This is a genomic window from Roseicyclus sp., assembly GCF_018402035.1.
Lineage (GTDB): Bacteria > Pseudomonadota > Alphaproteobacteria > Rhodobacterales > Rhodobacteraceae > Roseicyclus.
The window spans coordinates 282,728-306,916 of record NZ_JAGYJN010000004.1 but is presented as its reverse complement, the minus strand read 5'-3'; the positions used below and the strand labels follow the sequence as shown (position 1 = coordinate 306,916).

Sequence of the window (24,189 nt, the reverse complement as noted above, 5' to 3'; positions counted from 1 at the left end):
GCGACCCCTGCATCTTCTTCGTTTCATAAATATCCTCGGGGGGTGAATGGCCGCGTCCCGCGGCCAGAGGGGGGCAGACAGCCCCCCTGCCTTGTGATGAGAAACACGCATCATCACCATGCAGGGAAATGAAAACGGGGGGCCATGGCCCCCCGTCGTCATCACAATATGGCTTGCTCCCCTACCCCAGCAAACGCGGCAGGATCGTGACAATCCCCGGGAACATGTAAAGCAAGACCAAGCACAAGACTTGGATCCCCACGAAGGGGATGACCCCACGATAGATATGGCCTGTCGTCACGCTGCTTGGCGCCACGCCACGCAGGTAGAACAGGGCAAATCCAAAGGGCGGCGTCAGGAACGAGGTCTGCAAGTTGATCGCGATCATGATCGTCACCCATGCCGGGTCAAGCGTACCGCCATAGATCACCGGCCCCACGATGGGGATCACGATGTAGATGATCTCGAGGAAATCGAGCACGAACCCCAAGATAAACAAGATCGCCATCACCACAAAGAACACGACCAGCTCGTTGTCGAAGCTGCGCAGGTATTGCTGAATGTGATGCTCGCCCCCAAAGGAGATCAACACAAGGTTCAGCAATTGCGAGCCGATCAGGATGGTGAACACCATCGATGTCACCTTGGCCGTCTCGCGCACCACGGGGCTGAGAATATTGGTGCGGAACAGCACCCAAGCGCTGAACAGAAGGCCGAAGAAGGCAAAGTGATAGGCGATCTGGGCGATGAAAAAGGCGATCCAATCTTCCACCGGCACGACTGCGCGCGTGACGCGCAGATCGAAATTCACGCCGAACAAGATCATGATCACCAGCGCAAAGCTGGCCCAGATGATGATCTTGGATTTGCCATTCTCTTCTTTCAGCTTGCGATATGCCGCCAGCATGATCGCACCCGCCGCGCCGAGGGCGGCAGCAGGCGTCGGATTGGTGATCCCGCCCAAGATCGAGCCCAGCACTGCCACGATCAGCACGAGCGGTGGGAAGACCACGCGCAACAACTCGTTTTGCGACAGGCGCATCACCGCCACGCGTGCCCCGTAAAGCGCGATGAAGAACGGGATGGCCAAGATCAGGAAGGTTGCGCCGTTGCCGGTCAACGGACCGATGAACATGATGTCGCAAATCAGCGCCAGCACCACACCCACACCGCCCGCAATCAGCGGCGCAGGGTTGGACGAGGGTGAGACACCACGCGCGAGGATCAACAAAAGCGCCAACATGGTAAAGATCGTCGCCACGCCACTGCCGATCGGCGCGGCATTAGCCAACGCGTTATCAAGCGCGGCTGCGCGCTCTTCGTCGGTCAAAAGCACAACTTCACCGGTATCCCCGGCTGCGGCCATTGCCGCGCGCTGCGCGACAGAGGCATCCCACCGCTCTTGACCATGCAGATCGATCATCGAGGCTTGGCACTGCTCCGAGACAGCGGTGCGCAGCATCGCTTCATTCTCGCGTTCGGCATAGTCCGAGACCGAGATCGCTTGGCTACCGATCACACCGCCGCCCGCACCCAGCACAACGGCCAAGATCAAGGCCACAGGTGCCGCGAGGTACCATGTCAGCGCCTCGTTGCGCGTCACAGGCTCGCCAGAGCTACCGCTGACCGCAACAGGCGGCGCGCTTGCCGGTTTCCAAAGTGCAAAGCCAAAGGCGTAGATCCCGTAGAGAAGCGCAAGGAACAGACCAGGCAACAGAGCCGCTTGGAAGAGCGTGCCGACCGACAAAACCGCGGGCTTGGCCAGATAGGTCAGCGCGTCGGTACAGCCCGCAAGCTGGGCGCGCGTCTCTTGGCCGGTAGCGTAAAGATCGCCCACCAGCGTGCCGAGCAAAACGATCACGATGGACGGCGGGATAATCTGGCCCAGCGTCCCCGAGGCCGCGATGACGCCGGTTGCCAGTTCTGGCGAATAGTTGTTGCGCAGCATGGTGGGCAGCGCAAGCAAGCCCATCGTTACCACGGTCGCGCCCACGATCCCGGTCGAGGCCGCCAAAAAGGCACCCACGATCACGATCGACACGGCCAAGCCGCCGGGCAGCGGGCCAAACACCCGCGCCATGGTGGTCAAAAGATCTTCGGCGATTTTCGAGCGCTCCAGCACGATGCCCATCATCACGAACATCAACACGGCCAGAAGCGTCTCGATGGATTGACCAGCGATCACGCGCTCGTTCATGCGGTTAACCATGAAGGACAGATTGCGCTCCATCGCCTGTTCCCAACCACCCGGAAACAGCGCCACCTCGACCGTTGGCAAATCGGGGTAGCGGAAGACCGAGATCGACTCCCTGATTACCCCTTCGGCCACAAGCGCTGCGTATTCCGCCGAACCGCTGTCGATGGCTTCGTGGATCAGCAACCCCGCACTATCGAGTGCCGCGATGATGGCAAATGAGATCATCCCGGCACCGCCGATGGCAAAGGCCACCGGAAAACCGGTCATGATCCCAGCGAAGAGCGTGAGGAAGACGATCACCAGACCGATCTCGACCCCATCCAATCCGAAAAGCATGCTCTCTCGTCCCCTTGGCTAAGCGCGCGCGCTTACGTGTCTTTGTCCCGAATTACCGGAGCTTTGTTAGTGGGCGGCGTGTGGCAAAGCCTCGCCTTCATCATCCAACTTGTCCCGGTCGAGGTATTTGCCGGCACTGTCTTCGCCCTCGCGCCACTCCAGATAAGAGCGCCAGAAGAAGGCAATCGCCTGCAAAAAGACCAAAACGCAGAACAGCACGATCAAGACTTTGAACAAGAAATAAGCGTTAAAGCCATTTGGGCTAAACCCGATGGTCTCGACGTTCCATTTGAAGATGCGCGACTGCATCAGCATGCGATCAATATCGCTGGTCGAAGTGACCGTTGGCGTCATCAGGTGGCGCCACATGAAGAACCAAGAATAAAGATATGTGATCGTGACCATCGGCAGCATGAAGAACAAGCAACCGAACATGTCGATCATCTTCTTGGTGCGGAATTTTACCGCCGAATACACAAGGTCAACGCGCACATGGCCGCCCTGCACAAAAGTGTAGGAGACGCAGAGGCAGACGACCAAGGCATTGTGGAATTTCAGGCTTTCAGCCCACCAGCTCAGGTCTTGCACAAATGCGGTGCCAAATGGCCCGAGCTGGATCTGGGCAACCCGGAAAATCCGCTGCAAGAACACGATAATCACTTGGACGAACACCATCAAAAGGCCCGCCCAAGCGGCGGTGCGGCCGACCGTGTTGGCCACACTCTCAAGAATGCGCACACCCCACCACAAGATCTCGCGGTTCCAGGCCATGCCCAGCGCGGTGATCAAGATAAAGATGGTGATAGCGACAAAAAACAGTTCAACCGAGGCGCCGTAATAGATGAAGCGCATCACCGATTGGGGATCGGCCCAATTCAGCCAACTGCCCGGGTTGGTGATGGCAAGGAACAGATTGTAAGGCGCCATTGCGATGTTTTGCAGCGCCCACAAGATGAAATCGATCATGCGGTGGTCCCCCGGCACGCAAGCCCACTTTGGGGCGCGTCAAGTCTCGGATCGCGAAAAGGTGCATCCTGCCCAGCACAATCTGTGCTGGGCAGGACACTGTTGGTCTTGGCTAGATCAGCCCGCGTTCACACGGTTGCGCTGGCGCATGAATTCGCCATCTGCAATCTCGTACCAGCCCGAGGATTCCGTAATGGACGCAAAGACGCTGTTGGCGATCTCGGCATAGATCGGGTCGCCCATGTTCTCATTCCGGACTTCCAGCGACGCACGGCCGAAGGCATCCCAGACGTCAGCGGGGAACTGGCGAACCTGCACGCCGACAGACTGCAAGCGGGCAAGCGCTGCACCATTTTCAGCAAGCGACAGAGCAGTGTTCTGTGCGTGTGCAGCCTCGCAGGCGACCTTACAAATGGTCTGCTGCGTCGGCGTCAGTGATTCCCAGATCTGCTGGTTGAAGACCAAGGACAGGGTCGAGCCCGGCTCGTGGAAACCAGCGGCGTAGTAGGTCTTGGTCACTTCCTGGAAGCCCATCCGCTCGTCTGCGTAGGGACCAATCCACTCCGCACCGTCGATTTGGTTCGAGGCAAGTGCCTGATAGATTTCACCACCGGGAATGTTTTGTACCGAAGCACCCAGACGACCCAAAACCTGACCGCCCTGACCCGGCATACGGAACCGCAGCCCCTGCAAATCATCAACAGAGTTGATTTCTTTGTTGAACCAGCCGCCGGGCTGCATCGCCGTTTGTCCGCACATCAGCGGCTTGAGGCCGAACAAGGACGACAGATTGTCGTGCAGTTCCTGACCGCCCCGGCGATAATACCAGTTTGCCATCTCCTGCGCCGTCATGCCGAAGGGCACTGCGGTGAAGAATGCAAAAGCGGGATGCTGATTGAGGAAATAGTATTCTGCCGAGTGATAAACGTCGGCCTGTCCGGACGAAACGGCGTCGAACACTTCGAACGCGCCCACCAAGCTGCCGGCGGGCATCTTGTTGAAGCTCAACTGCCCATCGGTCATGGCAGTGATGTAGGTGATTGCGAGCTGTGCCGCGTCGTCAAACACCGCAAACCCATCAGGCACCGAGGTGACAAGTGTCAGCGTGCGATTGCCCTGTGCATAAGCCGGTGCGGCCAGCGTGGCGGCAGCGGCGGCGGTGCCGCCAAGTGCGGACGTTCTCAGAAAAGAACGACGATCCATTCGGTATCCTCCCCGTAGTATGGAGTTGGCCACGACCCCCCTCGGATCGCGGCGACAGTGGCAAAGACCACAAGTCTTGCCACCCTAGCGAAGCAAAACCCATCAGCAAACAAGTTTTCGCACTCAACTTCCGATTTTTGTAAAAATCTCTTACCAAAATCGTCCCTAACGGGGAAAAACGCTTAACTGTTAAGCATCGCACGCAGAAAAGTTCGACTTGCGTCGCCTGCTACTGACCTCGTTCCCCTGACGCTGGGGGCCCATTTCATCCCATGGTTGCAAACCCTGTGGCCGAATGCCCGCGCAGTGATATTATTTCATTTCGTCAACAAGTTTCGATTCGTTGCGCAGCCGCGCGTTCTGGCGACATTTTCGTAATTTGGCTGTTGACGCCGCAACGCGGCGTTCCTAGTGTCATGCAACAATTTCACCGCGGGGGGCATGTCATGGACTGCTTCGTAGATATCGTAGGGCAAATGCGCATGGGTCGGTGACGACAACCTTATAGGTAGACCATGCGCCCTCGGAGAACCCGCCGGGGGCTTTTTTTTGCCAGTACTTTCACCACCGCGGCATGAACAAGAAACAACGCGTAAAACAGAAGGACGACGTCGATGACACGGCAGATGACCGGAGCGAAAATGGTGGTCGAGGCGCTGAAGGATCAGGGCGTTGATGTCGTATTCGGCTATCCCGGCGGCGCTGTCCTGCCGATTTATGACGAGATTTTCCAGCAAAACGGCATCCAGCACATCCTCGTGCGCCATGAACAAGGTGCCGTCCACGCCGCCGAAGGCTATGCACGTTCGACCGGCAAGCCCGGCGTTGTGCTTGTCACCTCTGGCCCCGGTGCGACCAATGCGGTCACGGGTCTGGTCGATGCCTTGATGGATTCGATCCCTTTGGTGGTGCTGACGGGTCAGGTGCCGACCTTCATGATCGGCTCGGACGCCTTTCAAGAGGCCGATACCGTCGGCATCACGCGGCCCTGCACCAAGATGAACTGGCTGGTCAAAGAGACCGACAAGCTGGCCGATACGATCCATCAGGCCTTTCACATCGCCACCCATGGCCGCCCCGGCCCCGTGCTGGTCGACATTCCCAAGGATGTGCAATTCGCAACCGGCACCTATGTCGAAAAACCGCAAGCGCGCACTGCGCATTACCAGCCACGCCTGATCGGCGATCCGGTAATGATCGAGGCTTTGGTCGAAGCGATGGAGAATGCCGAACGTCCGGTTTTCTACACTGGCGGCGGCGTGATCAATTCCGGCCCCCGCGCCAGCGAAATTCTGCGCGAATTGGTGGCGGCGACCGATTTCCCCATCACCTCCACCTTGATGGGCTTGGGCTGCTACCCGGCCTCGGGCAAGAACTGGCTGGGCATGCTGGGCATGCACGGGCTTTACGAGGCCAATCTTGCGATGCATGGCTGCGATCTGATGATCAACATCGGGGCGCGTTTCGATGACCGGATCACCGGGCGCATTGCCGATTTCAGCCCGGGCAGCCTTAAGGCGCATGTCGATATCGACCCTTCGTCGATTAACAAGGTGATCCACGCCGATTTCCCGATCATCGGCGATGTGACCCATGTTCTGGAGGAGGTGCTGCGCGTCTGGAAGGCACGCGGGGCCAAGACCAAGGCGGTCGCGGTCAAGAAATGGTGGGACCAGATCGAGGAATGGCGCGCGGTCAAATGCCTGCGCTACACCAATTCGACCACCACCATCAAACCGCAATACGCGCTTGAACGCCTCGAGGCGCTGACCCTTGGGCGCGACCGCTACATCTGCACTGAAGTGGGCCAACACCAGATGTGGGCTGCCCAATTCCTTGGGTTCGAAGACCCCAACCGCTGGATGACCTCAGGCGGGCTTGGCACGATGGGTTACGGCACCCCTGCCTCCATCGGGGTGCAGGTGGCCCATCCCGACGCGCTGGTGATCAATGTCGCGGGCGAGGCATCTTGGCTGATGAACATGCAAGAAATGGGCACAGCCATTCAATATCGCCTGCCCGTCAAGCAATTCATCCTCAACAATGAACGTCTAGGGATGGTGCGCCAGTGGCAAGAATTGCTGCATGGTGAGCGCTACAGCCATAGCTGGTCCGAGGCGCTGCCCGATTTCGTCAAGCTGGCCGAGGCCTTTGGTGCCAAGGGTATCTTGTGCAAAGATCCCAAGGATCTCGACGATGCGATCATGGAAATGCTCGACTATGACGGGCCGGTTATTTTCGATTGCTTGGTCGAAAAGCACGAGAACTGCTTTCCCATGATCCCATCGGGCAAGGCGCATAACGAAATGCTCTTGGGCGAGGCCGATACCAAGGGTGTGATCGACGCCAAGGGATCGGTTTTGGTGTAATTTTGGTGTGCGGGGCGCGCGGTCTGCGCCCCGCCGCTTTCCCGGGCGCTTGCGCCTTTCGCAATCATTCAGGATGTCTGTCTCATGTCCCCGCTCAATATCGAAAAAGGCTCCTCCAGCCATTCGGCCTATGACCTGCGCAGCCATATGTCGGACGTGATCGAAACCCATACACTTGCCGTTCTGGTCGAGAACGAACCGGGCGTTTTGGCGCGCGTGATCGGTCTTTTCGCGGGACGGGGCTATAATATCGAAAGCCTGACCGTGGCCGAGGTGGACCATAGCGGTCACCGCTCGCGTATCACCATCGTGACCTCGGGCACGCCGCAGGTGATCAACCAGATCAAGATGCAGCTTGAGCGCATGGTACCCGTCCATGAAGTACAGGATTTGACGGTCGAAGGCCCCTTTGTCAGCCGCGAGTTGGCGTTGATCAAGGTGATCGCCAAGGGCGAATCCCGGGTCGAGGCGCTGCGCATTGCCGAGATTTTCCGCGCCAATGTGGTCGATTCGACCCTGCAAAGCTTTGTCTTCGAGATCACCGGCACCCCGGAAAAGGTCGATGCATTTTGCGAATTGATGCGCCCCTTGGGCGAGGTGCGGCTGGCTCGCACGGGTGTGGCGGCCATCGCGCGCGGGGTCTGAGCGAAAATTCGTACGAATTTTCGCATGATGCGATCCTTCATACGAAGGATCGTGGCGCCACCCCCTAGCTATTCCCGAGAATGATCCGCAAGTAATCGCGCGTCTCGGCAAAGGGCGGGATGCCGCCATGTGTGCGCACCGCCTCTGGCCCGGCATTATAAGCCGCCAAGGCAAGATCCCAGCGGCGGAAATCGCGAAACTGCATCGCCAAATAGCGCGCGCCACCCTCGAGATTGGCGACGGGATCGCGCGGATCGACGCCAAGCAATTGCGCGGTCCCCGGCATGAGTTGCGCAAGCCCGATCGCGCCCTTGTGACTGACAGCCTCAGGGTTCCAGCCGGATTCTTGCTGCACCAGCCGCAAGAACAAATCCTCAGGGATACCATGACGTCGGGCGGCGGCGCGCGCCAGCTCGAGCCAAGGTCCAGAATAGCTCCCCGCGAATCGCGGGATGGCATCACCGCTTGCATCGAAATCCGGGCGCAGCCGGGCCGATCCGGCGTATTGGGTGGCAGCGCGCGCATCGATCACGCCCAGCGCGCGTCCGAAACGCGCCATTGCTTCGGCGCTGAGGGGGGCGGGTGCGGCCATCACACAAAAGACCACAAGGACCACAAGGGATAACAAGACAGGACGCATCGGTTCCACATCAATGGTGCTCATGTCTGGCCATAGGCCAAACGGTGAGAAATTTCCAGCCATGCGCGACCCGCGCAGTTGTCATGGCCGCGCAATTAATCTTTCCTTGACCAAGTTCGGGTGATCTAAGCGAGCGGGCGCGCGACCGGGATGACTCGGATACAGCAGGGCGCGCCGGGCGAGATCGTGAAACGAACTGGGGGAGAATGACATGGCTGGATCTGTCAACAAGGTCATCTTGATCGGTAATCTGGGCCGCGACCCCGAGGTGCGCAGCTTTCCGTCGGGTGGCAAGGTCTGCAATCTGAACATCGCGACAAGCGAAACATGGAAAGACCGCAACACGGGCGAGCGCAAGGAGCGCACGGAATGGCATCGCGTGGCGATCTATTCCGAGCCGCTGGTCCGCGTGGCCGAGCAATATCTCAAGAAAGGCTCGAAAATCTATCTTGAGGGCCAGCTTGAAACCCGCAAATGGCAAGACCAATCCGGCCAAGAGCGCTACACGACCGAGATCGCGCTGCGCCCCTATCGCAGCGAATTGACCATGCTTGATGGGCGTGGCGAAGGCGGCGGCGGCGGTGCGGGCGGTGGCTATGTCGGCGGTCAGGGCGGCGGCTACGGCGATGATCGCGGTGGCGGCTATCCTGATGACCGCGGCGGGCCATCGGGCCCGGGCTTTGGCGGCGGCGCCGATGTGGATGACGAAATTCCCTTTTGATCAAGGCGTATCGCGGGCATAGCGCGTCATAGCGCGGCCCGTGCCTCTGGCCGCTGGCGGTGGCCTCCGGCGGGGATATTTCAGAAACGAAGAAGCAGGGGACGCCGCGCATCAGGCGGCGCTGGGGCAGGCATGGAACCGATCAATCCGACCTATGTGAAAACCTTCGCCCCCCCGGTGATGGAGGCGCGGCGCTGGATCGCGGGGCAGCAATTCTCGGCTGCGCGCCCGCTGATCAACCTGAGCCAAGCCGCCCCAGTCGATCCCCCGCCCGAAGGTCTGGTGCGCGCCATGGCCGAGGCGATGATCAATGATCCCACAAGCCATCTTTACGGCCCGGTTCTGGGCATGGACGCATTGCGCGCCGAATTGGCCCAGCAATGGTCGGCTTGCTATGGTGGTGCGATAAGCCGCGACCAAGTGGCGATCACGGCGGGATGCAACCAAGCCTTTACGGCGGCGATGTCGACGCTGGCGGGTGCGGGTGATGAGGTGATCTTGCCCCTGCCCTTTTATTTCAACCACAAGATGTGGCTTGATATGGAGGGGGTGCGCGCCGTCTATTTGCCCACGGGCGATGATCTTTTGCCCGATCCAGAGCGCGCAGCAACCCTCATCACGCCGCGCACACGCGCCATCGTGCTGATCAGCCCCAATAACCCCGCAGGCGTCGAATACCCCGCGCCCCTTTTGCGCGCCTTTTTCGATCTGGCGCAGCGCCACAAGATCGCGCTGATCGTGGATGAGACTTACCGCGATTTTCATTCCGGCGCGGGCGCGCCGCATGATCTTTTTGCCGATCCCGATTGGGACCAGACGCTTATTCATCTTTATTCCTTTTCCAAGGCTTACCGGCTGACCGGCCACAGGGTGGGCGCGATCATGGCCGCCCCCGCGCGCTTGGCGGAGGTGGAGAAATTCCTCGATACCGTCGCGATTTGCCCGCCACAGATCGGCCAGATCGGCGCGCTTTGGGGGATGCGCAACCTTGGGCAATGGCTGGCCGGTGAACGGGCCGAAATCTTGGCGCGCCGCGATACGGTCACGCGCGAATTCGCGCGGCTGCCCGATTGGCGGCTTTTGGGCTGTGGGGCCTATTTCGCCTATGTGCAGCACCCATTTGCATTAGCCTCGGACGTACTGGCCCAACGCATTGTCGCGGATGCAGCTTTGCTGGTTTTGCCGGGCACTATGTTTGGGCCAAGCCGCGCGGCAGGGGGCACGGGACAGGCCGAGGCGACGCTGCGCATCGCCTTTGCCAATGCCGATCAAGCGGGGCTGGTGCAGGTGGTCGACCGTTTGGCAGGTCTCGATCCCTAAAGGCCGCCCCGCAGCCCTTGCCGCGCCGCGCCCAAGCGCGTAATCAACCCTGCGACCCGATGCGCCCGGACAAGGCGCAACCAGCCAGCGGAAGGACCAGTGCAACATGGCAAAAACGGCTATGAAGAAGGCCTCGAACCTTTTTGTCTGGATTATTCTGGGCTTGCTGTTCATCGCCTTGGCGGGGTTTGGCATCGGCTCTTTCTCGGGCGGGGCAAGCCGCGTTGGCGCGGTGGGCGATGTCGAGATCTCGGCCGAGGATTACGCACGCGCGCTCGATCAAGAAATCCGCGCCCGGATCGCGCAGACCGGCCAGCCCGTGACCTTGGCCACCTTGCGCGCCCAAGGCGTGGATCAGGCCGTGTTGCAATCGCTGGTGGCGCGCGCGGCACTGGTCAACGAGGCAGAGATGATGGGCCTGTCGGTTGGCGACACGGAGGTCGCGCGCCAGATCACACAGATTGCCGCTTTCCAAGGGCTTGATGGGGCGTTTGACCGCGAAAGCTATGAATTCACCTTGCGCCAAAACGGCCTTTCGCCTGCTGAGTTTGAGCAAGAGGTGCGCGAGGATACGGCGCGCGCGCTGTTACAGGCAGCAGTTATCGGCGGCATCGCGCCCGACCAGACCATTACCGAGGCGCTGGTCGCCTATCAGGCCGAAACCCGCGATGCGCGCTTGTTGATCGTGACCGAAGCCGATCTGCCCGAGGGTGTGCCGCTGCCCAATACTGCTGATCTGGAAGATCATTACGCCGCGAACCCTGCGCGTTTCACCCGGCCCGAGGCGCGCGCCATCACCTATGCTTGGGTCACGCCCGCGATGCTGATGGATACGGTCCCGGTCGATGAGGCGTCCTTGCGCGCGCTTTACGACGACCGCGCAGCACTTTACCGCCAGCCCGAGCGGCGCTTGTTGGAACAGCTGGTCTTTGCCGATACCGCGCAGGCGCAGCTAGCCCTTGACGCGATCATGGCCGGTGAGACGGGTTTTGATGCGATCTTGGAAGAGCGGGGCCTGAGTTTCGAGGATGTCGATCTGGGCGAGGTCACGCGCGACGACCTGCTGCCCGAGGCGGCGGCACTGATTTTCGCCGATCAAGACCGCGAGATTATCGGCCCGGCACCCACGCCACTTGGGCCAGCGCTGTTTCGGGTGAACGCGGTGCTCGACGCCTCGGAAATCACCTTTGAAGAGGCCGAGGAAGAACTGCGTGCAGAATTGGCCGCCGAGGCCGCGCGGCGCGCCATCGATGATCTGCGCGACCCGGTCGACGACCTCCTGGCCGAAGGGCTGACGCTTGAAGAACTGGCCGAGGCGACCGAGCTGGTTTTGGGCCGCATCGATTATTCCCCCACCTCTGAGGATGGGATCGCGGCCTATGATGCCTTCCGCGAAGCAGCCATGGCGGTGGATGAGAGCGATTTTCCTGAATTGCTCACGCTGTCGGATGGGGGGCTTTTCGCGATCAGGCTTGATGCGATTGTGCCGCCCACCCTGCCGCCGCTGGCAGAAGTGCGCGCGGATGTGCGCGCCGATTGGCGGGCGGACGCGATCCGCGCCGCCATCAACGCGCGCGCCGAAGCGCTGATGAGTCTGCTTGCCCAAGGCGCGACACTGGAAGAATTGGGCCAAGTCGCGATCGAGCGCGACATTCGCAGGCAGGGCTTTATCCCCGATGCGCCGCCCACGCTGGTGGCGCAGCTGTTTCAACTTGGCGCGCTGGGCGATGTCGTCTTGGTGCCGGGTGCTGATCGCGCGCTGGTCGCACAGCTTGACGCGATCAACCCCGCCGCGCGCGACGATCCCAACACGCAGATCTTGGTGCAAGTGCTTGGCCAAGCGATAGCCCAGACCCAAGCCCAAGATGTGTTCGAGGCCTATGGTCAAGCGCTTCAGGCCGAGGCGGGTATCCGCCTTGATCAAGCGGTGATCAACGCCGTGCATGCGCAGTTTCCCTGATGGCCCAGATTTCCGATTTCGCAGCCTTTGAGGCGGGTTGGGCCAAGGGCCAAAACCAGCTTGTGCATGCGCGGCTGACAGCCGATCTGGACACCCCCGTCTCGGTGATGATGAAACTCACCGATGCGGGGCGCGACAGCTTTATCCTTGAATCCGTGACCGGCGGCGAGGTGCGCGGGCGCTATTCAATCATCGGCTGCAAGCCCGATCTGATCTGGGAATGCCACGGCCAAACCAGCCGGTTGAACCGCACCGCGCGCTATGACCGCGAGGCGTTCTTGCCATGCGCGGACGCACCCTTGACGGCGCTGCGCGCGCTCTTGGCGGAATCGGCCATCGACATGCCCGATGATCTGCCTGCGGCGGCGGCGGGGCTGTTTGGCTATCTGGGCTATGACATGATCCGGCTGGTCGAGCATCTGCCCAATGTGAACCCCGATCCGCTGGACCTGCCGGATGCGGTGTTGATGCGCCCCTCGATCATCGCGGTGCTCGATGGGGTCAAGGGCGAGGTGACGGTGGTCTCGCCTGCATGGGTGTCCTCGGGGCTATCGGCGCGCGCGGCCTATGCGCAGGCGGCCGAGCGTGTGTCAGACGCGCTGCGCGATCTGGAACGCGCGCCTGCCAGCGCCGCCCGCGAAATGGGCGAGATGCGCCCCCTGCCCGAGCCTGTGTCGAATTTCGCCCATGCCGATTATCTGGCGGCTGTCGAACGCGCCAAGGATTACATCCGCGCGGGCGATATCTTTCAGGTCGTCCCCTCGCAGCGCTGGACGCAAGATTTCCCCGAACCGCCCTTTGCGCTTTATCGCGCGCTCAGGCGCACCAACCCCTCGCCCTTTATGTTCTTTTTCAATTTCGGCCCCTTCCAAGTGGTCGGTGCCTCGCCCGAGATCTTGGTGCGGGTCTTTGGCGGCGAGGTCACGATCCGCCCCATCGCAGGCACAAGGCCGCGTGGCGCCACCCCGGAAGAGGATCGCGCGCTTGAGGCCGATCTGTTGTCAGATCAAAAAGAACTGGCCGAGCATCTGATGCTTTTGGATTTGGGGCGCAACGATGTGGGGCGCGTCGCCAAGATCGGCACCGTGCGCCCGACCGAGGAATTCATCGTCGAGCGTTACTCTCATGTGATGCATATCGTCTCGAACGTGGTGGGCGAATTGCGCGAGGGCGAAGACGCGCTTTCGGCCCTTTTGGCGGGTCTGCCCGCTGGTACCGTTTCAGGCGCGCCCAAGGTCCGCGCGATGGAGATCATCGACGAGTTGGAGCCCGAAAAACGCGGCGTTTATGGCGGCGGCGTGGGCTATTTCAGCGCAGGCGGCGACATGGATATGTGTATCGCGCTGCGCACCGCCGTGCTGAAGGATGGCAAGCTTTACATCCAAGCCGGTGGCGGCGTGGTCTATGACAGCGACCCCGAGGCCGAGTTCCAAGAAACCGTCAATAAATCCCGCGCGATCCGCCGCGCGGCGGCAGATGCGGGGCTGTTTTCGGGGCGCACGAACCGTTAGGGCGGCGAAAAACTGCAGTTTTCTTACGCCTGCGCGTCAGCGCGACGCGCGCCTTAAGACCGCCGAGACAGGGGCAAGCATCACCCCTTCGGCCCGTCCGCCTAGCGCCCATGAAAACACAGCCGTGACGGTGTCAGGGCGGCTTTGCCCCACCACGATCACCGCGCCCTCTTGGCCAGCGGCAAAGGACGCGCGGTCAAGATAGCGTGTGATCACCGGGGCGCTTTGATCGGCATCATCGAGCAGCCGAAAGGCGGTGGCCGCTGGCACGCCGTCACGCCGCGCGCTTTGTTCAGCCGCATTAAGGTTGCGGGGGAATGCCACAAACCCATGGCCGCTATCGACCAAGCCCGCGATCACGGCCTCAAGCACCGGGCGGTCGGCCTGTATCCGGCTGTCTGGGCTGTCGATCATGGCGACGGCTTGCGGCATGACCTGCTGGGCTGCGGCCAGCGAGACGGCGACATCGCTGGGGCGCGCGCCCTCAGGGATCGCGGCGGCGGCCAGAATCAGCACCTCGAAACCAGCCTCGCGCAGTTGGTTTGCGCGCAGCTCTGCATCGGGTCGTTGCGGATCGATGGCAAAACTCATCGGAAAGGTGATTTGGGCCAGAACCTCTGCACTCAGGGGGCCATTAGGATCGTCGATCAAGATGATCGACATCAGCGGGCGGGCGGGATCGGCCTCAAAGGCCACAGCATTGCGATCCAAGGCACCTTTGACTGCGGTGTCTGATGCGGGCGGCGCAAGGTCTGTGCTGGGTGCGGGGGGCGGCAATTCGGGCGCTGCGGGCGGTGCCATGGGATCAGGCGTTGCCGCCATGGGCGGTGCGACTTGCGGCAAAACGCGCAGCGGCGCGGGATTGGGCAAGCCCCTTGGTGCTGCTTGCGCAATAGGCGCAGGTAGGGGTGCTAACTCGGGGACAGGGGCGATAGGCAGCGCATGATCGATGGCGGCGGGGCTGGCATCTTGGGTCTGCGTCATCAGCGCCTCTGGCACAGGGACCAAAAGGGCTTGTTCGCCCTGCATATCACGACTGGGCATGCTGGGCGCTTGCGCCGAAAGCTGCGGTTCGAGCGGCACGAGGAGGGCTGCGACCGTATCGGCAGGCGGGGTTGCCGAGAGCTGCGCTGGTTCAGGCACAACCTCGGGCATGATGGCAGGCGCAGGTGGTTCCGGCGTGATGTTCACAGGTGCGGCGGTGGCCTCGTCGGCCTTTGGCGGCGCGATCTGGGGCGCTTGAATTGCATCTGTGCTGCTTGCTTGCGGCGCGGGCGCATCGCTTGGGACGGGGGCAAGCTGCGGTTCTGGAACAGGATCACTGGCAGCGGTGGGTGCCGGTTGGCCGGTTTCTGCACGCTCGGGCAAGGGCAAGCTGAGCGAGACCGCCGCCAATATCACGCCCGATACGATCATGCCCCAGATCAAACCACCTACAATACCGCGACCCATATCACCCTCTTTCGCCCCGCGGGGCGCGTCGATTGCCCCTGATGCCCGTTTTGCCAACGATTGTCTTGCGCTTGACCGCCCCCGCTGGCTTTGAAACATGTATAGCCCGGAGGCGCGCCGCCTTCACCCCCTTTTCGCCCGCTTGCGAGGCTTAGCCATGCTGCTGCTCATCGACAACTACGACAGCTTCACCTGGAATCTCGTCCATTACCTGGGCGAGCTTGGGGCCGCGGCGCATGTCGTGCGCAACGACCAGATCACGGTGCAAGAAGCCATGGCGCTCAAGCCTTCGGCCATCGTGCTCTCGCCCGGACCTTGCGATCCGGCGCAGGCGGGGATTTGCCTTCCCCTGACACGCGCCGCCGCCGGTGCTGGCGTGCCGCTCTTGGGCGTGTGCCTTGGGCATCAAACGATTGGCGAGGCTTTCGGCGGACGCGTGCAGCGGCACACGGAAATTGTGCATGGCAAGATGGGCGAGATCCTCCATCAAGGCAAAGGCATGTTCAAAGGCCTGCCCTCGCCGCTTTTGGCTACGCGCTATCATTCGCTGGTTGTTGATCGCCCCAGCCTTCCGGCAGAGTTAGAGGTGACGGCGGAACTGGCCGATGGCACGATCATGGGGCTGCGCCATCGCAGCCTGCCCATCGAAGGGGTACAGTTTCACCCCGAAAGCATCCGCTCGCAGCACGGGCATGCGATGCTGAAGAATTTCCTCGATATGGCAAAAGGATTGGTCCCCGCATGAGCGACGCGATGAAGCCACTGATCTATGCCGCCGCCGAAGGGCCGTTGTCGCGCGCACAGGCCGAGGCGGCGTTTGAGGAATTATTCGCAGGCACCGCCACCCCAGCCCAGATCGGCGGGCTGTTGATGGCGATGCGCGCGCGCGGCGAATCTGTGGCCGAATATGCCGCCGCTGCCCAAGTGATGCGCGATAATTGCATCCCCGTGACCGCGCCCCCAGGGGCGATGGATATCGTGGGCACGGGTGGCGACGGGATGGGCACGCTCAATATCTCGACGGCCACGGCCTTTGTCGTGGCGGGTGCGGGCGTGCCGGTGGCCAAACATGGCAACCGCAATCTCAGCTCGAAATCCGGGGCGGCGGACGCGCTGGGAGAGTTGGGCATCAATGTGATGGTCACCCCCGCCGTGGTTGAGCGCGCCATTGCCGAGGCGGGGATCGGTTTCATGATGGCACCGATGCATCACCCGGCGATGAAACATGTCATGCCCGTGCGCCAAGAGCTTGGATCAAAGACGATCTTCAACATCTTGGGGCCGCTGACCAATCCCGCAGGCGTCAAACGGCAGTTGACCGGCGCTTTCGCCATCGACCTGATCTTTCCGATGGCCGAAACCCTGCAAGCGCTGGGGTCTGAGGCTGCGTGGCTTGTGCATGGGTCGGACGGAACGGATGAGATCTCGATCTCCGGCACCACATCGGTGGCGGTGCTGAAAGACGGCAAGATCAAACCGCGCGAGGTCCATCCAGAGGAGGCGGGCCTGCCCGTCCATCCGTTCCGCGATATTCTGGGCGGCACACCGGCTGAGAATGCGCAAGCCTTGCGCGCGCTTCTCGATGGCGCGCCGGGGGCTTACCGTGACGCGGTGCTGCTCAATGCGGCCGCCGCCTTGGTCGTGGCCGAGCGCGCGGATGATCTGAAAGCGGGCGTCGAGATTGCGCGCCAAAGCCTCGACAGCGGGGCCGCCAAACGCGCGGTCGAAAAGCTTGCCGCCATTACACAAGGGGCCTGAGGATCATGGCGACCATTCTGGACAAGATCAAAGCCTATAAGCTTGACGAGATCGCCGCCGCCAAAGCGGCCCGCCCATTGTCGCAGGTCGAAGAGGCCGCCCATGCCGCCCCCCGCGTCCGCCCCTTTGGTGGCGCGCTTCGTCAAGCAGAGCAAAGCGGATACGGGCTGATTGCCGAGATCAAGAAGGCCAGCCCCTCCAAGGGGCTGATCCGCGCCGATTTCGACCCGCCCGTGCTGGCCAAAGCCTATGAGGCGGGTGGCGCGACTTGCCTGTCGGTCTTGACCGACACGCCGAGCTTTCAGGGAAAGCCCGAATACCTCAGCCGGGCGCGTGCGGCCTCGGGCTTGCCCTGCCTGCGCAAGGATTTTCTTTATGACACCTATCAAGTGGCCGAGGCGCGCGCTTGGGGGGCCGATTGCATCTTGATCATCATGGCCTCGGTCAGCGATGGGCAGGCCGCCGAGCTAGAGGATGCCGCCGCCCATTGGGGGATGGACGCGCTGATCGAGGTGCATGACGACGCCGAGCTTGACCGCGCGCTTGCCCTCAAAAGTTCGCTGATCGGGATCAACAACCGCGATCTCAACACCTTTGTCACCGATCTTGCCACGACCGAGCGGCTGGCCCAACGGGTGCCACGCGACCGCATGGTGATCTCGGAATCGGGGTTGTTCACCCCCGCCGATCTGGCGCGGATGGCGCGCACAGGCGCGCGCTCGTTCTTGATCGGGGAAAGCTTAATGCGACAGGCCGATGTGACGGCCGCCACGGCCGCGATCTTGGCCGATCCTTTGGGGGTGTAAGCGATGGCCGAGTTGACCCATTTCGACGCCGCAGGCCAAGCCCATATGGTCGATGTCTCGGACAAACCCGTCACCGACCGCGTGGCTGTGGCCGAGGGTTGGGTGCGCATGCGCCCAGAGACCTTGGCGCTGGTCACGGCGGGTACGGCGAAAAAGGGCGATGTCTTGGGCATCGCGCGGCTGGCGGGCATCATGGGGGCCAAGAAAACCGCTGAACTGATCCCGCTTTGCCATCCGCTGGCGATCACCAAGGTCACACTTGATCTGGTGCCTGACGCCGATTTGCCGGGCGTTCGCATCACCGCGACCGTCAAGACGACCGGCCAGACAGGTGTCGAGATGGAGGCGCTGACGGCCGTGTCGGTTGCAGCGTTGACGGTGCATGACATGCTCAAAGCCGCCGAGAAAACCATCGAGATCGGCGGCATCCGCGTGGTGTTGAAAGATGGCGGCAAATCCGGTCGCTTCGAGGCCGCGCAATGATGGCTGCGATTATTCGTACGAATAATCGCATGGCACCTCGCGGTGCACGCATGCGGGCGTGGCGCGAGCGGGCGGCGTATTTGCGGAAAGGTGACGCGAAAAAAGGGTGTGCCGCATGATCTCGGTCGCGGCGGCACGTGCGGCCTGTTTGGCCTTGGTCCAGCCCTTGGCCCATGAGCAGGTCGCGCTTGAGATGGCCGGGGGCCGCGTCTTGGCCCGCGATGTGATTGCGCTGCGCGATCAGCCACCTTTCGCCGCCTCGGCGATGGATGGCTATGCGATGCGGATGGATGACCGCCTGCCCGGCGCCCAGCTGCGCGTGGTGGGCAGCGCCCCCGCAGGCCGGGCTTGGCAAGGCCGGGTCGCACCGGGTCAGGCTGTGCGCATCTTCACCGGCGCGCCCCTGCCCGATGGGGCCGATTGTATTGTGATCCAAGAAGATGTCACCGCCACGGGCGAGATGATCGTTTTGGGCAACACCCTCGAACCCGGCGACAATATCCGCCCCGCAGGTGGCGATTTTCGCATCGGCGACAGGCTGCTCGCCCCGCGCCGATTATCGCCCGGCGATATCGCGCTTTGCGCCGCGATGAATGCGCCGCGGCTAAGCGTCTTTCGCAAACCCGAGGTGGCGCTGATTGCAACAGGGGATGAATTGGTCAGCCCCGGCCAAGCGCCGGGTGCCGATCAGATCATCACCTCCAACAGCTATGGGCTGAAAGCGATGATCGAAGCCGAAGGTGGGCGCGCGCGGATCTTGCCCATCGCGCGTGATAATCGCGACAGCCTAAAGCAGGTTTTCGGATTGGCGGCCGGTGCCGATCTGATCGTGACCATCGGCGGCGCCTCGGTCGGCGATCACGACCTTGTGGCCGGGGTCGCCGCCGAACTGGGGATGGAACAGGCCTTCTACAAGGTCGCGATGCGGCCGGGCAAACCGCTGATGGCGGGGCGATTGGGTGATACGCCCATGCTGGGTCTGCCGGGAAATCCCGTTTCAGCCATGGTTTGCGGGATGATTTTCATGCTCCCCATGCTGCGCGCGATGCAGGGCTTGCCCCCGCGCGCCGATACCTATCCGCTGGCGCGACTGGGCTGCGATATGCCCGCCAATGGACCGCGCGCCCATTACATGCGCGCCCAGATCGTGGATGGTGCAGATTATCCGCGCATCACCCCCTTTGATAGTCAGGATTCCGCGCGGCTATCGCTCTTGTCGGGGGCCACGGCCTTGCTCGTGCGCCCGGCCAATGACGGGCCGCGCGCGGCTGGCGATTTGGTCGAACATATCCCGCTTGGCACATCCTATCCGTGATTCGTTGACACGGAGCGGGAACAGGGGTAGAACATAAACCGAACATGGTCGCGGCACGCGCCGCATCACCCAAGCGAGGAGTATGAGCCGATGCTGACCCGCAAGCAGCGTGATCTTTTGGAATTCATCCATGCGCGCGTGCAGCGCGACGGTGTCCCCCCTTCTTTCGACGAGATGAAAGATGCGCTGGATCTGCGCTCGAAATCGGGCATTCACCGGCTGATCACCGCTTTGGAGGAGCGCGGCTTTATCCGGCGCTTGGCCCATCGCGCGCGCGCGGTCGAAATCCTCAAAATGCCCGAGGCGATGGAAAAATCGGGCTTTGCGCCCCGCGTGATCAAGGGTGACCGGGTCGATCCGCCCCGTGGCGCCATGCCGGTCACAGCCGCCGCTATGGAATTGCCGGTCATGGGCCGCATTGCCGCAGGCACTCCCATCGAGGCGATCTCGGAGGTGGCAAGCCATGTCGCGGTCCCCCAGCAAATGCTACGCACGGGGCGCAACCATTACGCGCTCGAGGTCAAGGGCGACTCGATGATCGAGGCGGGGATCAATGATGGTGATATCGTCGTGATCGAGGATGGTGCGGTGGCGCAGAATGGCGATATCGTCGTGGCCCTTGTCGAAGGTCACGAGGCGACGCTGAAGCGGCTCCGCCGCAAGGCAGGCATGATCGCGCTAGAGGCGGCAAATCCCGCCTATGAAACCCGCGTTTTCCGCGAGGATCAGGTCAGCGTGCAGGGCAAGCTTGTCGGTCTGATCCGCAGCTATTGAGCGCGCGCGCCCTGCCGTGTGGGCGGTGACCAAGGTCGCGCACCTTGGCCCATGGCTGCGCTGGTGACGATCACCGCCCCCTCGGCCGGCGTGAGCGCCAGCGCGCCCGACAAGGCAAGGCTTGGCCCATCGAAAAGCAGGCAATGCGCATCCGACAGCGGCAACAGGGCTTGGCCCGCGTGATACGGCGGTGCCAGTTCCACCCGCGCGTGGGTCAGTGCTGCAGGGGCGGGTTGGCCAAGGATGACAATATCGTAGTTGGCGCAGGCGCTTTGCGCTTGGGCAAGCGCGCGCTGGCCCGAACCATGCCATAGGCGCAGCCCGTCGATCTGGGCCGCCATCCCCTCGCCCTCTGCCTGCCAGAGCGGGCGGGCGGCAGCGGCGGCTTGGTCTGCGCGGTCACCATCATTCTCAAGCCAGACACCGGCCACGAAGCCATCGCCGCGCGCCCGGCTGAGCGCACGCGCGCCGTCGGCCATGACGCCGACCAGACCGCCCGTATCCGCGATCAAGATGGCAGGCCGCGCCGCGCTGTTCCACAGGCCAAGCGCCATGGCCAATGGCAAAACGCCCAGCCAACGCAATGGCCCCTGCCACAACAAGACCCATATCGCGGCCAGCGTGACCGCCCCCAACATCCAAACCGGCGGCGTCTGCACCGGGCGCACCGCACCGGGCCATGCGGCGATCACCTCGGCCACGGCCAAGATCCAGATCAACCCCCACTCCAACACTGCCCAAACCGGGGCCGCCAGACCAATGGGCGTCAGCAAGGCCGCGATCACCGCGCCGGGCATGATGATGCTGCCCATCACCGGCACGCTCAGCAGATTTGCGATCAGCCCATAGGCGGCAATCTGGTTGAAATGCGCCGCCGCAAAAGGGGCCGTTGCCGCCCCCGCCACGACGGAGGATACGACCACCGCAAAAGCCCCCTTTGCCCAGCTCGGCACAGCCATGCCTGTGGGCCAGCCACGCAACGCTGCAAAAGCACCGACAAGGGCCGCTGTTGCAGCAAATGACATCTGAAACCCCGGTGACAACAGCGTTTCGGGCCGGTTGAGCAGCACCACGATTGCGGCCATCGCGACCGACCGCATGGTGATCGCGCGCCTGTCCAGCATCACGGCCGCAAACATCACCGCCACTTGGATAAAGGCGCGTTCCGTCGCGACATTCCCCCCCGAAAGCGCAAGATAGAACGCGCCCACACATAGCGCGCCCAAGGCCGCCCATTTGCGGATCGGATAACGCAGCGCCAGAACCGGGATCAACGCCAAGAGAAAACGCAATGCGGCGTACACAAAACCCGTCAATAGCCCCATATGCAGCCCGGAAATGGCCAAGAGATGGGCGATATTGGCGTCCCGCATCGCCTGTGTCGGCCCCGCCTCCAGCCCCGAGCGATCCCCGGTCAGCACAGCGGCGGCAAAAGCCCCCGGTTGACCCGCGATCCGCATCTGGATTTCGGCCGAGATCCGCATGCGCAAGGCAAAAAGCCGCCCCTCGGTCGGATCAGGCCGCGCCAAAAGCACCACCGGGCTGCGGGTATAGCCAACACCACCCAGCGACAGGAAATACGCATAATGCTGAAAATCAAAGCCGCCCGGTTCGGCCGCACCGGCGGGGGCCGAGAGATGGCCGGTCAGCATGATGACCGCACCGGGCGGCGGGGCCTTTGCACCGGCATCACCATGGAGCGAGACGCGTACGCGATGGGGCGTGCGCGCAGGCGGCAGATCATCAAGCCTGACCTGATCGAGCGTCAGCCGCACGGCGTCCGTGCTAGAGCGGTCGATGCCGACCACCCGCCCCTCGATCGGGCCATAGTAGCGAAAGGTGAGCACCGGCTGGGCCAAGCTATGGCTGCGATAACCCGCCGCCAGCACACCCAAGGCCATCATCGCCACGCCGACAAAAAGCGGCCCGATCCCTGCCCGCCAGCGGATCGCGCTTGCCACCGCCAAGATCATGACAAGGGCCGTGGCGGCAAAACCTGCGCGGCTTGGCTCCCACGGCAGGGCAAAGTAGAGGGCGACGCCAAGCCCCAGCATGACCGCCGACCACGGCATCAAGGCCCCGCGCTGCCCGGCCCAGCCCACCGATAGCCCGCCCAAGGCGCGCGCAACGGCCCATGGCCCCCACCGCTGCGGGGGCGCGATATCGCCCAGATCGGTCACCGCCTTGTCAGCGCCCCTTGTGATGCGTAAACCCGTGCCCGAGCCTAGCCCCGACATGGTTTCCAACTGGTTAACGCCATGCGCGGCCCTGCAAGCCCGCGTCAGGCGCGAAAAGGAACAAGATGGCCCAGCCGCAACAGATCGTGACCCGCATCGCCCCCTCGCCCACGGGCATCATGCATATCGGCACCGCGCGCACCGCGCTGTTCAACTGGCTTTATGCCCGCGCGCGCGGTGGCCGATTCCTGCTCCGGATCGAAGATACCGACCGCGCCCGCTCGACCCCTGAGGCGACCGAGGCCATTCTCGACGGCATGCGCTGGCTTGGGCTTGATTGGGATGGTGAGGCCGTCAGCCAATTCGCCCGCGTCCCCCGCCATGCCGAGGTCGCCCATGAGATGCTGGCCCGCGGCCATGCCTATAAATGCTTCGCCCCCCAAGACGAGATCGAAGCCTTTCGTGAGGCAGCCCGCGCCGCGGGGCGCTCGACCCTTTATCATAGCCCATGGCGCGACGCCGCTGACGCCACGCACCCCGATGCGCCTTTTGCAATCCGCCTCAAGGCGCCGCGCGACGGTGAGACGGTGATCAACGATGCGGTGCAGGGTACGGTCACCTTCCGCAACGACCAGCTCGACGATATGGTCATGCTGCGCTCGGATGGCACGCCCACCTATATGCTGGCCGTGGTGGTCGATGATGTCGACATGGGTGTCACCCATGTGATCCGGGGCGATGACCATCTCAACAATGCCGCGCGCCAAGCGCAGATTTACCGCGCCATGGGCTGGGCCGAGCCGGTTTGGGCGCATATCCCGCTCATCCACGGCCCCGATGGCAAGAAACTGTCCAAGCGCCACGGCGCGACCGGGGTGATGGAATATGCCGAAATGGGCGTGCCCGCAGCGGCGATGCGCAACTACCTGACAAGGCTGGGTTGGAGCCATGGCGACGACGAGCTGTTCACCGACGCCCAAGCGCTGGCATGGTTCGATCTGGGCGGGATCGGGCGCGCGCCTGCCCGTCTTGACCTGAAGAAACTCGAAAGCGTCGCGGGCTGGCATATCGCCCAGATGGATGACAGCGCGCTGATGGATGAGATCACGGGCTATCTTGCCCTCACCGGCCAGCCCGCCCTTTCGCAAGCGCAGCATGATCTGCTCGCCCATGCGATGTATTGCCTCAAGGATCGGGCGAAATCCTTGCCCGAGATTTTGGAAAAAGGCCAATTTGCATTGGCTGCGCGCCCCATTATCCCCGATGCGGCGGCGGCGGCCCATCTCGACCCGGTATCCCGTGGTATACTGCTTGAATTGACGTCGCAGTTGCAGAATGCTAGCTGGGAACGTGACACGCTAGAGACGACGCTCGCCCAAGGTGCCGAGGCGCATGGGCTCAAATTCGGCAAGCTCGCAGGCCCGCTCAGGGCCGCCCTTGCCGGGCGCAGCGTAACGCCCAGCGTCTTCGACATGATGCTCGTCATCGGCCGCGAGGAAACCCTTGCACGGCTGACCGAGGCAGCCACCCGCGACGGCTAAATCGGCGGGCGGCAC

At 62.5% G+C, this 24,189-nt stretch carries 19 protein-coding genes; 13 read left to right on the top strand and 6 right to left on the bottom strand.

What is annotated here, in order from left to right; translation table 11 throughout:
* Positions 1-181: 181 nt before the first annotated feature.
* From KG698_RS09410 to KG698_RS09400, 3 genes are all read right to left on the bottom strand, one after another.
* On the bottom strand, positions 182-2,533 hold the full coding sequence (locus KG698_RS09410; RefSeq protein WP_213685300.1) for a TRAP transporter large permease subunit: 2,352 nt from the start codon (positions 2,531-2,533) through the stop codon (positions 182-184).
* A gap of 66 nt (positions 2,534-2,599) precedes the next feature.
* On the bottom strand, positions 2,600-3,499 hold the full coding sequence (locus KG698_RS09405) for a TRAP transporter small permease subunit (protein ID WP_213685299.1): 900 nt from the start codon (positions 3,497-3,499) through the stop codon (positions 2,600-2,602).
* 117 nt (positions 3,500-3,616) lie between these two features.
* Positions 3,617-4,702, bottom strand: a complete 1,086-nt coding sequence (locus KG698_RS09400) for a TRAP transporter substrate-binding protein (protein WP_213685298.1) — start codon at positions 4,700-4,702, stop codon at positions 3,617-3,619.
* Between the two features lie 614 nt (positions 4,703-5,316).
* Here KG698_RS09400 and KG698_RS09395 point away from each other — a divergent pair.
* The gene (locus tag KG698_RS09395; RefSeq protein ID WP_213685297.1) at positions 5,317-7,071 is read left to right on the top strand and encodes an acetolactate synthase 3 large subunit; all 1,755 of its coding nucleotides are present in this window, start codon (positions 5,317-5,319) and stop codon (positions 7,069-7,071) included.
* Positions 7,072-7,155: 84 nt separating this feature from the next.
* On the top strand, positions 7,156-7,716 hold the full coding sequence (ilvN, locus tag KG698_RS09390; protein ID WP_213685296.1) for an acetolactate synthase small subunit: 561 nt from the start codon (positions 7,156-7,158) through the stop codon (positions 7,714-7,716).
* Positions 7,717-7,780: 64 nt separating this feature from the next.
* Here ilvN and KG698_RS09385 read toward each other — a convergent pair whose 3' ends face one another.
* A complete protein-coding gene (locus KG698_RS09385; protein ID WP_300983450.1) occupies positions 7,781-8,308 on the bottom strand; it encodes a lytic transglycosylase domain-containing protein in 528 nt (175 codons plus the stop codon).
* A 259-nt stretch (positions 8,309-8,567) separates the two neighbouring features.
* On the opposite strand from KG698_RS09385, the gene ssb reads away from it, so the two are divergent.
* The 4 genes from ssb to trpE all read left to right on the top strand — a co-directional run bounded on the left by ssb (position 8,568) and on the right by trpE (position 13,868).
* The gene (gene ssb / locus KG698_RS09380; RefSeq protein WP_213685295.1) at positions 8,568-9,077 is read left to right on the top strand and encodes a single-stranded DNA-binding protein; all 510 of its coding nucleotides are present in this window, start codon (positions 8,568-8,570) and stop codon (positions 9,075-9,077) included.
* Between the two features lie 132 nt (positions 9,078-9,209).
* Complete coding sequence (locus KG698_RS09375; RefSeq protein WP_213685294.1) at positions 9,210-10,397, top strand: aminotransferase; 1,188 nt, start codon at positions 9,210-9,212, stop codon at positions 10,395-10,397.
* A gap of 106 nt (positions 10,398-10,503) precedes the next feature.
* Entirely contained in the window at positions 10,504-12,357 is a 1,854-nt protein-coding gene (locus KG698_RS09370; RefSeq protein WP_213685293.1) for a SurA N-terminal domain-containing protein, read from the top strand.
* Entirely contained in the window at positions 12,357-13,868 is a 1,512-nt protein-coding gene (gene trpE / locus KG698_RS09365) for an anthranilate synthase component I (RefSeq protein ID WP_213685292.1), read from the top strand. The genes KG698_RS09370 and trpE overlap by 1 nt, the downstream gene beginning before the upstream one ends.
* Positions 13,869-13,904: 36 nt before the next feature.
* Here trpE and KG698_RS09360 read toward each other — a convergent pair whose 3' ends face one another.
* Complete coding sequence (locus KG698_RS09360) at positions 13,905-15,320, bottom strand: polysaccharide deacteylase family 2 protein (protein WP_213685291.1); 1,416 nt, start codon at positions 15,318-15,320, stop codon at positions 13,905-13,907.
* A gap of 157 nt (positions 15,321-15,477) precedes the next feature.
* On the opposite strand from KG698_RS09360, the gene KG698_RS09355 reads away from it, so the two are divergent.
* The 6 genes from KG698_RS09355 to lexA all read left to right on the top strand — a co-directional run bounded on the left by KG698_RS09355 (position 15,478) and on the right by lexA (position 20,456).
* A complete protein-coding gene (locus KG698_RS09355; RefSeq protein ID WP_213685290.1) occupies positions 15,478-16,065 on the top strand; it encodes an aminodeoxychorismate/anthranilate synthase component II in 588 nt (195 codons plus the stop codon).
* A complete protein-coding gene (gene trpD / locus KG698_RS09350; RefSeq protein ID WP_213685289.1) occupies positions 16,062-17,078 on the top strand; it encodes an anthranilate phosphoribosyltransferase in 1,017 nt (338 codons plus the stop codon). Before KG698_RS09355 ends, trpD begins: the two co-directional genes overlap by 4 nt.
* Positions 17,079-17,083: 5 nt before the next feature.
* Positions 17,084-17,884 carry an indole-3-glycerol phosphate synthase TrpC gene (trpC, locus tag KG698_RS09345; RefSeq protein ID WP_213685288.1) on the top strand — a complete coding sequence of 267 codons (801 nt, stop codon included), beginning with the start codon at positions 17,084-17,086 and terminating at the stop codon, positions 17,882-17,884.
* Between the two features lie 3 nt (positions 17,885-17,887).
* Positions 17,888-18,367, top strand: a complete 480-nt coding sequence (gene moaC / locus KG698_RS09340; RefSeq protein ID WP_213685287.1) for a cyclic pyranopterin monophosphate synthase MoaC — start codon at positions 17,888-17,890, stop codon at positions 18,365-18,367.
* 115 nt (positions 18,368-18,482) lie between these two features.
* Positions 18,483-19,682, top strand: a complete 1,200-nt coding sequence (glp, locus tag KG698_RS09335; protein ID WP_213685286.1) for a gephyrin-like molybdotransferase Glp — start codon at positions 18,483-18,485, stop codon at positions 19,680-19,682.
* 90 nt (positions 19,683-19,772) lie between these two features.
* Complete coding sequence (gene lexA, locus KG698_RS09330; RefSeq protein ID WP_213685285.1) at positions 19,773-20,456, top strand: transcriptional repressor LexA; 684 nt, start codon at positions 19,773-19,775, stop codon at positions 20,454-20,456.
* Here the strand turns inward: lexA and KG698_RS09325 are convergent.
* Positions 20,450-22,693: a ComEC/Rec2 family competence protein gene (locus KG698_RS09325; protein ID WP_300983448.1), complete on the bottom strand. Its 2,244-nt coding sequence runs from the start codon at positions 22,691-22,693 to the stop codon at positions 20,450-20,452. The two genes, lexA and KG698_RS09325, sit on opposite strands and share 7 nt — an antisense overlap.
* Before the next feature lie 65 nt (positions 22,694-22,758).
* Between KG698_RS09325 and gltX the strand changes: the two genes are divergently transcribed.
* Positions 22,759-24,174, top strand: coding sequence for a glutamate--tRNA ligase (gltX, locus tag KG698_RS09320; RefSeq protein WP_213685284.1), 1,416 nt, complete (start codon positions 22,759-22,761; stop codon positions 24,172-24,174).
* Positions 24,175-24,189: the final 15 nt, after the last annotated feature.